The 8,208-nt window shown below is 73.4% G+C and carries 9 protein-coding genes; all 9 read left to right on the top strand.

Going from position 1 to position 8,208, the window contains the following annotated elements; genetic code table 11:
- The first annotated feature begins 307 nt into the window (after positions 1–307).
- Positions 308–937 (top strand): RNA polymerase sigma factor, encoded by a 630-nt coding sequence (locus L1885_RS19110; protein WP_235798370.1) that lies wholly within the window; start codon positions 308–310, stop codon positions 935–937.
- Positions 934–2,013, top strand: a complete 1,080-nt coding sequence (locus tag L1885_RS19105) for a CU044_5270 family protein (RefSeq protein WP_235798369.1) — start codon at positions 934–936, stop codon at positions 2,011–2,013. Before L1885_RS19110 ends, L1885_RS19105 begins: the two co-directional genes overlap by 4 nt.
- Positions 2,014–2,232: 219 nt before the next feature.
- Positions 2,233–2,880: an HAD family hydrolase gene (locus tag L1885_RS19100; protein WP_235798368.1), complete on the top strand. Its 648-nt coding sequence runs from the start codon at positions 2,233–2,235 to the stop codon at positions 2,878–2,880.
- A gap of 176 nt (positions 2,881–3,056) precedes the next feature.
- Positions 3,057–4,301, top strand: a complete 1,245-nt coding sequence (locus L1885_RS19095) for an MFS transporter (RefSeq protein WP_235798367.1) — start codon at positions 3,057–3,059, stop codon at positions 4,299–4,301.
- Complete coding sequence (locus L1885_RS19090) at positions 4,261–5,442, top strand: acetoin utilization protein AcuC (protein ID WP_235798371.1); 1,182 nt, start codon at positions 4,261–4,263, stop codon at positions 5,440–5,442. Before L1885_RS19095 ends, L1885_RS19090 begins: the two co-directional genes overlap by 41 nt.
- A 193-nt stretch (positions 5,443–5,635) precedes the next feature.
- Positions 5,636–6,451 carry a phosphatase gene (locus L1885_RS19085; protein WP_235798366.1) on the top strand — a complete coding sequence of 272 codons (816 nt, stop codon included), beginning with the start codon at positions 5,636–5,638 and terminating at the stop codon, positions 6,449–6,451.
- A 128-nt stretch (positions 6,452–6,579) separates the two neighbouring features.
- Entirely contained in the window at positions 6,580–6,792 is a 213-nt protein-coding gene (locus L1885_RS19080; protein WP_235798365.1) for a helix-turn-helix domain-containing protein, read from the top strand.
- A gap of 121 nt (positions 6,793–6,913) precedes the next feature.
- Positions 6,914–7,012 carry a 30S ribosomal protein bS22 gene (locus L1885_RS19075; RefSeq protein ID WP_003948845.1) on the top strand — a complete coding sequence of 33 codons (99 nt, stop codon included), beginning with the start codon at positions 6,914–6,916 and terminating at the stop codon, positions 7,010–7,012.
- Between the two features lie 163 nt (positions 7,013–7,175).
- A partial coding sequence (locus L1885_RS19070; protein ID WP_235798364.1) for an NAD-dependent epimerase/dehydratase family protein occupies positions 7,176–8,208 on the top strand: 1,033 nt, incomplete at its 3' end.

Here is an 8,208-nt window from a genome sequence, read left to right as displayed (position 1 = left end):
TACCGCGCCGATGGTACTGCAGGGGGGACCCTGTGGGAGAGTAGGTCGCCGCCGAACAATTGTTGTGGGAAGGGCCCGTGCCGGGATGGTACGGGCCCTTTCTGCGTTCCAGAACAATTTCCACGCGCATTTTCTGTGCGCCGGAGCTCTCGGACTCCCGGATCCCTCCCTCCCTCCCTCCCTCCCTCGCCCGCCTGCCTGCCTTTTCGGTGCGCCGGCCCGGGGGCGCCTCGCGTCCACCGTGTGGTTCAGGTCACGGGAACTCCCGGCCCGGCGCGGAGAGATACGGGTGTGAAGTGGAACCGACATGAGTGATCCCGTGCGCGCCCGCATCAGGGCCGGGGACCCGGACGCGTTCGGCGAGCTCTACGAGCAGTACGCACGGACCGTCTACAACCATGCCCTGAGGCTGACGGGCGACTGGTCCACCGCCGAGGAGGTCATGGCCGACACGTTCTTCGAGGCGTGGCGCGGCCGGGAGAAGGTCGAGGCCGACGGGGGCTCACTGAAGCCCTGGCTGCTGGGCCTCGCGACCAACAAGGCCCGCAACGCCCGCCGCGGCACCGGGCGCCGACTGGCCTTCCTCTCCCGCAGGCCCGCGCCCGAGGCCGTACGCGACTTCGCGGAGGAGGCGGCGGGGCGGGTCGACGACGCGCGCAGACTCGCCGCCGTCCAGCAGGCCCTGGGGCGGCTGCGGCGCACGGAACGCGAGGTGCTGGCCGCGTGCGTGTGGGGCGGTCTCGACTACGCGGAGGCGGCCCAGGCGCTGTCCCTGCCCGTCGGCACCGTCCGCTCGCGGCTCTCCCGGGCACGTACCCGCCTGCTGCGGCTCACCGACGAACAACTGGAGCGCGGAACGGAACCCGCACCGGCCCGCGGAGAGGTAAGGAACGGGGCCGCGTTCGCGGCCCTGCCCCTCAAGGAGGAGACCCGATGACCTTCCCCACCGGTTCCGGGCCCGACCGGGCGGAACGTGAAGCGCTGGAGAGGCTGCTGCCTCCACCGGCCGAACAGGACCTTCCCGAGGGGCGCCACCTCCACCACAAGGAACGGTTGATGAACCTCATCGACTCCGATCGCGAGCAGGGCAACGGACGTTCGCTGCCCACCCCGAGCCCCGTCCGCCGCCGCGTCCTTCGGGCCGCCGTCGTCATGCCCGTCGCCGCGCTGGCGGTCGCCGCCGCGCTCACCGGCACCCTGCTGGCCACCGGCGACCACGGGAACGCCGCAGCCGCCGGGCCCGGCGCGGCCTCCGCCGGCGCGGGCCCGGCCGGCGGCGCGGACGTGCTGCTCGGACGGATCGCGCAGGTCGCCTCGGCCCGGGACATCCCGCGCGTGCGCGACGACCAGCTCGTCTACGTGAAGACGCTCGGAGCCGGAGCGTCCCGGCAGAGCGACGGCACGTTCGTGATGGAGCCCGTCGCGCAGCGCGAGGAGTGGGTCTCGCAGAAGCCGGGCCGCGTGGTGCGGCTCGGCATGACCTACGAGCACGGGGAGTACATGCCGTGGTCCGAGTTCGTCCCGGCAGGTGACAAGCACCCGGGTCTGCCGGAGGGCATCCTCCGGCCCACCTACAGCTGGCTGGCGTCGCTGCCGACCGACCCGGACGCCCTCCTCGCGCGGCTGTACCGGATCACCCCCAAGGACAGCGACGACCGCACGAAGGGCGACCGGGACCAGGCCGTCTTCCAGGAGGTCGGCTACCTGCTCAGGGACACGGTCATGCCGGCGCCGAACGCGGCCGCGCTCTACCGTGCCGCGGCGAAGATCCCTGGTGTGACCCTCACCCGGGACGCCCGGGACGTGTCGGGCCGGCACGGCATCGCGATCACCCGGGTCGACGAGCGGGCCTCGACGGCCTCCGAGTGGATCTTCGACAAGCACTCGCTGGCCTACCTCGGGGACCGCAGCTACCTGACCGCGGACTCGGCCGCGGGGAAGAAGGGCGCGATCATGGACGAGTACGCCGTCCTCGCGAGCGGTGTCGTCGACGCGTACAAGCAGCGGCCCTGACCCGCACCCGGCCGGCCACCGGGGAGGGCCGGCGACCGGCCGGGGCCGGGCGGTCGCCCCGCCGGTCCGGGAGGCCCCGGACAGTCCTCCCCGGGCAGTGACGTTCGGGGCGGGACCCGACCGGCCCGCGGCCGCCCCGGCGGACGTCCCAGGGGCGGACCCCCGGCGGCCGGGCCGTCCGGGTCGGGGGCCGCCCCGGGCCACGCATAGGGTCGGATCATGCGCTACGACCTGATCATCTTCGACAACGACGGCGTCCTCGTCGACAGCGAGCCGATCTCCAACGCGATCCTCGCCGGATACCTGACCGAGCTGGGGCACCCCACCACGTTCGACGACTCGGTACGGGACTTCATGGGCGCCGCCCTGCACCGGGTGCACGATCTCGTCCTGGAGCGCACCGGACAGCGGCTGCCCGACGACTTCGACGACACTTTGCACGCCCGGGTGTTCGAGGCGTTCGAGCGTGAACTGACCCCGGTGGAAGGGGTGACGGAGGTCCTGAGCGGCCTGCGCGCCGACGGCGTCGCGTACTGCGTGGCGTCGTCGGGCAGCCACGAGCGGATCCGGGTCGGGCACCGCAAGACCGGTCTCGACCGGTGGTTCCCGGACGACGTCGTCTTCAGCGCCGAGGACGTCGGCCGGGGCAAGCCCGCGCCGGACCTGTTCCTGCACGCGGCCCGCAGCATGGGCGTCGAGCCCGGGCGGTGCGCCGTCGTGGAGGACAGCCCGCTGGGGCTCGCCGCGGGGCTGGCCGCCGGCATGGACGTCTACGCCTTCACCGCGATGACACCGGTCGAGAAGCTGGCCGGCGCCGGCGCCTGGTTCTCCAGCATGGACGAACTGCCCGCGCTGCTGGCCAAGTAGCCACGTACCACCGGCCGAGCACCCCACGGGTGCTCCTTCAAGTACTCTCCCCGCGCCCGCCGTTGGCCTCCCGCGCCACGCGGCGGCCCGGTGCGGGGACGGGTCGGTGGCCCGGCGGCGATTGGCCGTGCGCGATCTCTACCCAGCGGTAGCAAGGCGTTCTACGCTTGCGCGCCATGACGGATGCGCGGCTGGGGCGGGGCCGGATCTCCCTCGGGGTGGCTTTCTTCGTCCAAGGCGTGACGTTCGCCCTGCTGGTGACACGCATCCCCGCGATACAGGACCGGTACGGGATCTCGGACTCGATGCTGCCGGTGTTCCTGGCCGCCGTGCCGGTGCTGGCGGGCGTCGGCAGCGTGCTGACCGAGCAGGCGGTCGCGCGGCTGCGGCCCGCGCTGGTGCTGCGGTGGCTGCAACCGGTGGCGCTCCTCTCGCTGCTGGGCGTCGGGCTGGGCACCGAGATGTGGCAGGTCGCCGTGTCGCTGGCGGCGTTCGGCCTCGCCGCGGGCGGGCTCGACGCGTCCATGAACATGCTGGGCGTCAGCCTCCAGCGCACGTACGGCCGCAGCATCATGCTCGGCTTCCACGCGGCGTACAGCCTCGGCGGGATCGTGGGTGCCTCGCTGGCGTGGCTCGGCGCGCACGAGGACCTGGCGCTGATCGTGTGCTATCTGCCGGCCGCGGCGGTGCTGGTGCCGGCGGCGCTCGTCGGCAGCCGCTGGTACGTGGACGCGGCACCGCCGGACGCTACGGCGGGCTCGGCGACCGGCCCGGGGGCCGCGGCGGGGCCGGGGGCGGCCGGAGGCGTCGTGTTCCGGGCGCTGCTTCCGCTGTGCCTCGTGATGGCGTTCGCGTACATCGGGGACTCGACGGTCTCCAACTGGTCGGCGAAGTACCTCCAGGACACGCTGGGCGGCTCCGCGGAGCTGTCGACCGTCCCCTACAACGCGTACATGGTCACGACGCTGCTCGGGCGGACGCTCGGCGACTTCGGGGTGCGGCGGTTCGGGCCCGTGCCGGTGGTGCGGTTCGGTTCGGTGCTGGCCGGCGCGGGGTTCGCGGTGGTGGCGGCGGCACCGGGGGCGTGGTTCGGCATCGTCGGGTTCACGCTGCTGGGTTTCGGGCTGTGCGTGCTGGTGCCGCAGTGCTTCGCGGCGGCGGGCCGGCTGTTCCCGGGCGCCAGCGACGCGGCCGTCGCGCGCCTGAACATCTTCAACTACGTCGGATTCCTGGTCGGTGCGCCCCTGGTGGGGGCGCTGGGCGATGCGTGGAGCTACCGGGGCGCGATGCTGGTGCCGATGGTCATGGTCCTGGTCACGCTCGCGTACGCCCGTTCGTTCGCGAGGGCGCCCGGCGGATACGGTGGCGGGCATGACGGGCATGACGGGCAGGAGCGGCCGCGCACTGCTGATGTGGGATGACGCGGTCACGGCGTACAGGTTCAGCGGTTCGCACCCGATGGATCCGGTGCGGCTCGCGCTGACCATGGCCCTGGTGCGGGCGTACGGGCTGGACGGGGCCGTCGACGTGCGGTCGGCCGCGCCCGCCGGGGACTCCACGCTCGGTCTCGTGCACCGGCAGGACTACGTGGACGCGGTGCGCGCGGTGTCGGGCGCGCCGGGCTCGGCGGACGGCTCGTACGGCCTCGGGACGGAGGACGACCCGGCGTTCGAGGGGATGCACGAGGCGTCGGCGCTGATCGCGGGTCTGTCGGTGGCGGCGGCCGAGGAGGTGTGGAGCGGTGCCCACGCCCACGCGGTGAACTTCACGGGCGGGCTGCACCATGCGATGCCGGGGGAGGCGTCCGGCTTCTGCGTGTACAACGACGCGGCCCTGGCGATCGCCCGGATGCTGGAGCTGGGCGCGGAGCGCGTGGTCTACATCGACACGGACGTGCACCACGGGGACGGTGTGCAGGCCGCGTTCTGGGAGGACCCGCGGGTCCTGACGATCTCCCTGCACGAGCACCCGCGGACGCTGTTCCCGGGGACGGGCCGGCCGGAGGAGACCGGGCACGGCGCGGGCGAGGGCGGTGCCGTGAACGTGGCGCTGCCGGCGGGTACGGGGGACGAGGGCTGGCTGCGCGCGTTCCACGCGGTGGTGCCGGAGCTCGTGGCGTCGTTCCGCCCGCAGGTGGTCGTGTCGCAGCACGGCGCGGACACCCACTTCGAGGACCCGCTCGCGCATCTGGCGGTGTCGCTGGACGCGCAGCGCGCGGTGCAGTCGGCGTGCCACGACCTGGCGCACGAGTACGCGGACGGCGGCCGGTGGCTGGCGCTGGGCGGCGGCGGGTACGCGGTGGTGGACGTGGTGCCGCGCTCGTGGACGCATCTGGTGGGGATCGCGGCGCACCGGCCGGTGGATCCCGAGTCGGTGCTCCCGGCCTCGTGGCGGGACGAAGTGTACGCGCGGACCCGGCAGTTGGGGCCCGGGCGGATGACGGACGGCCGGACGCCGGCGTGGCGGGAGTGGGAGTCGGGGTACGACCCGGCGGACCGCCTCGACCAGGCGGTGCGGGCCACGCGGACGGCGGCGTTCCCGCTGCGGGGGCTGCTGCCGTAGCGGTGGCGGGTCGCGCCGCCGGCGCCGGTTCGCGGGCGCCGAGTGCCGGGCGCCGGGTGCCGGTTCGCGGGTGCGCCGTGCGTGGGACCGGCGCGCGGGGGCGTACCGTTCGTACAGACGTGTGTTACGCCAACCGTGGGGCCTGCCCGGGGATTCGGGGCGGTGGCCCGCGCGGTGCGGAAGCATCGGGCGGGTGCTGACTACCGGGGCGCTTCGGGCGCATCTGCTGGCGGCCCGCCTGGCCGGGCCCGTGGCCACGTCGCGGGAGTCGAGCCTGCGGGCCTACCGGCTGTTCGCGGCCCGGGACCCGCGGGTCACGCTGGGGCTCGCGCCCGAGCGGAGCTGGCGGGAGGCCGATCTGCTGCGGCTGATGGCGGTCAGCTGCGGGGTCTCGGCCGATGCCCGGTACGTGACGGGACCGGACGTGATCGATCCGGACCGGACGCTGGCGGCGCTGGACGCGTTCGCCCGGCGGCTGTCCGCGGCCGTGGCGCGTGGGGCGGCCGTGCTGTTCGGGACGGGCCATCCGGACCGGCTGCTCGGGTTCTACGGGGAGCTCGCAGACGCTCTGTCGACGGCTGGATGTGAAGTCCTCATGCCGGCGCAGGGGAGATGTGTCGACATAGCGACCCGGTTCGGCCTACGCACGTACCGCCTCGACTATGTCCGGGGCGTGGCGTTGGTGCGTGAGGCGGGAGCGCGGTGCGCCGGGAGTGAGACCGGCGCGCATTCCCATTCGCCGCTGCCGGTGCGGGTCGTCCTGGAGGCGGCCGCGGCGGCCGGCGGACGGCTTCCCGATCTCGTCGTGGGGGACCACGGATGGATCTGCGGCGCAGGTCAGCTCGGTATCGAGGCGATCGGCCTCGCGGACACGGGCGATCCCGCCGTCTTCGTCGGCGAAGCGGAGGGTCGGGTGCGGGTGGCGGTGCCGCTGGACGACGCCGCGCGCTCCCTCTCGTACCGTCCGCTCGCGCGGTATGTACTCAATCGAGCGTGTCTGTCACAGTAATCCGAGGTGGGGTGCTCCTCTTCCCCACTCGTATCACCCGCCCCTACCCTGGTAGTGAGCGCACAGCGACGAAGAGTCACCGGAGGGGAAGCCGGGGGCCGTTGCAGTGCGGAAGGTACAGGTGGGTCATGGCTGCTGGCAGCGAGAGGCCTCTCAACGAGGTCAAGTTCCTTACCGTGGCGGAGGTCGCCTCGGTGATGCGAGTGTCGAAGATGACCGTGTACCGCTTGGTGCACAGCGGTCATCTGCCGGCGATCCGGGTGGGCAGGTCCTTCCGGGTCCCGGAGCAAGCGGTTCACGAGTACCTCCGGGAGTCCTACGTGGGGGTGGAATCGGCCTGACGGAGGCCCCTGGTTCCCCTCGGATTACGTCCGTCACTCGGCGGCGGGTAGGCTGGCCCGACGTAGGTCGTGTGGGCCCAGACGCCCCGCACCGAGTGAGAAGAAGTGAGCGAGGGTAGTCGTGGGCTCTGTTATCAAGAAGCGGCGCAAGCGGATGGCCAAGAAGAAGCACCGCAAGCTGCTCAAGCGCACGCGCGTTCAGCGTCGCAACAAGAAGTGAACGGGTCCCCGCGAGCGCGGGGACGTTGCCGGAGACGGCACGCTGTACGCAGTGGCGGTCCCTCCCACCCTTAGGGTGGAGGGGGCCGCCATGTCGTATGTCCGGAGCCTGTGCGTTCGTGGTCGGCCGGCCGGTCACCGAGTTCGGGAGGAAGGCGCCGTCCGTGGGCAGAGTGGTGCTCGTCACCGGAGCCGCCCGGCAGCTCGGGGGCCGTCTCGTGCGGCACCTGCGCCGCGAGCCGGGTGTCGAGCGGGTCGTCGCGGTCGACGCGGTCGCCCCGGAGCACGCGCTGGACGGCGCGGTGTTCGTCCGGGCCGACATCCGCCGGCCGGCGATAGCGCGGGTACTGGCCGAGCACCGCGTCGACACGGTCGTCCACCTGGACGTCACGGGCACGCCCCTCGGCGGGGGCAGCCGCGCCTCCGTCAAGGAGAGCAACGTGATCGGCACCATGCAGCTTCTCGGCGCCTGCCAGAAGTCCCCCGCGGTGCGGCGCCTCGTGGTCAAGTCGTCCACCGGCGTGTACGGCTCGGCGCCCCGCGACCCGGCCGTCTTCACGGAGGCGACGCCGCCCAAGTCCCTGCCGAGCGGCGGCTTCGCCAAGGACGCCGTCGAGGTCGAGGGCTACGTGCGCGGCTTCGCGCGCCGCCGGCCGGACGTGGCGGTGTCGGTGCTGCGCTTCGCGAACATCCTCGGCCCGTCGGCGGGCACACCGCTCGGCGCGTACTTCTCGCTGCCGGTGCTGCCGACCGTCCTCGGCTACGACCCCCGGCTGCAGTTCGTGCACGAGGACGACGTCCTCGCCGTCCTGCTGCTCGTGGCGGACGAGGAGCGCAGCGGACCGCGGGGCAGCGGCACGTTCAACGTGGCCGGGGACGGGGTGCTGCTGCTGTCGCAGTGTGCGCGCCGCCTCGGGCGGCCGACGGTGCCGGTGCTGCTGCCCGCCGTCAACTGGATGGGCTCGGCGCTGCGTACGACCCGCATGACGGACTTCGCGCCGGAACAGATCAGGCTGCTGACCCACGGCCGCGTCGTGAGCACGGACCTGCTGCGCGAGGGGCTCGGCTTCTCGCCCGCGTACACGACGGCGGAGGCCTTCGAGGCCTTCGCGCGCGGCCGGGGCGGGGGGCTGCTGCCGCCCCGGGCGGCCGGCGCCCTCGTGGACCGGCTGGCGGCGGCCGGCGGGGCGGTACGGG

The sequence above is a fragment of the Streptomyces fuscigenes genome, assembly GCF_021556455.1.
GTDB classification, from domain to species: domain Bacteria; phylum Actinomycetota; class Actinomycetes; order Streptomycetales; family Streptomycetaceae; genus Streptomyces; species Streptomyces fuscigenes.
The sequence above is the reverse complement of the archived record's forward strand: the minus strand, read 5'-3'. Positions and strand labels throughout refer to the sequence as shown.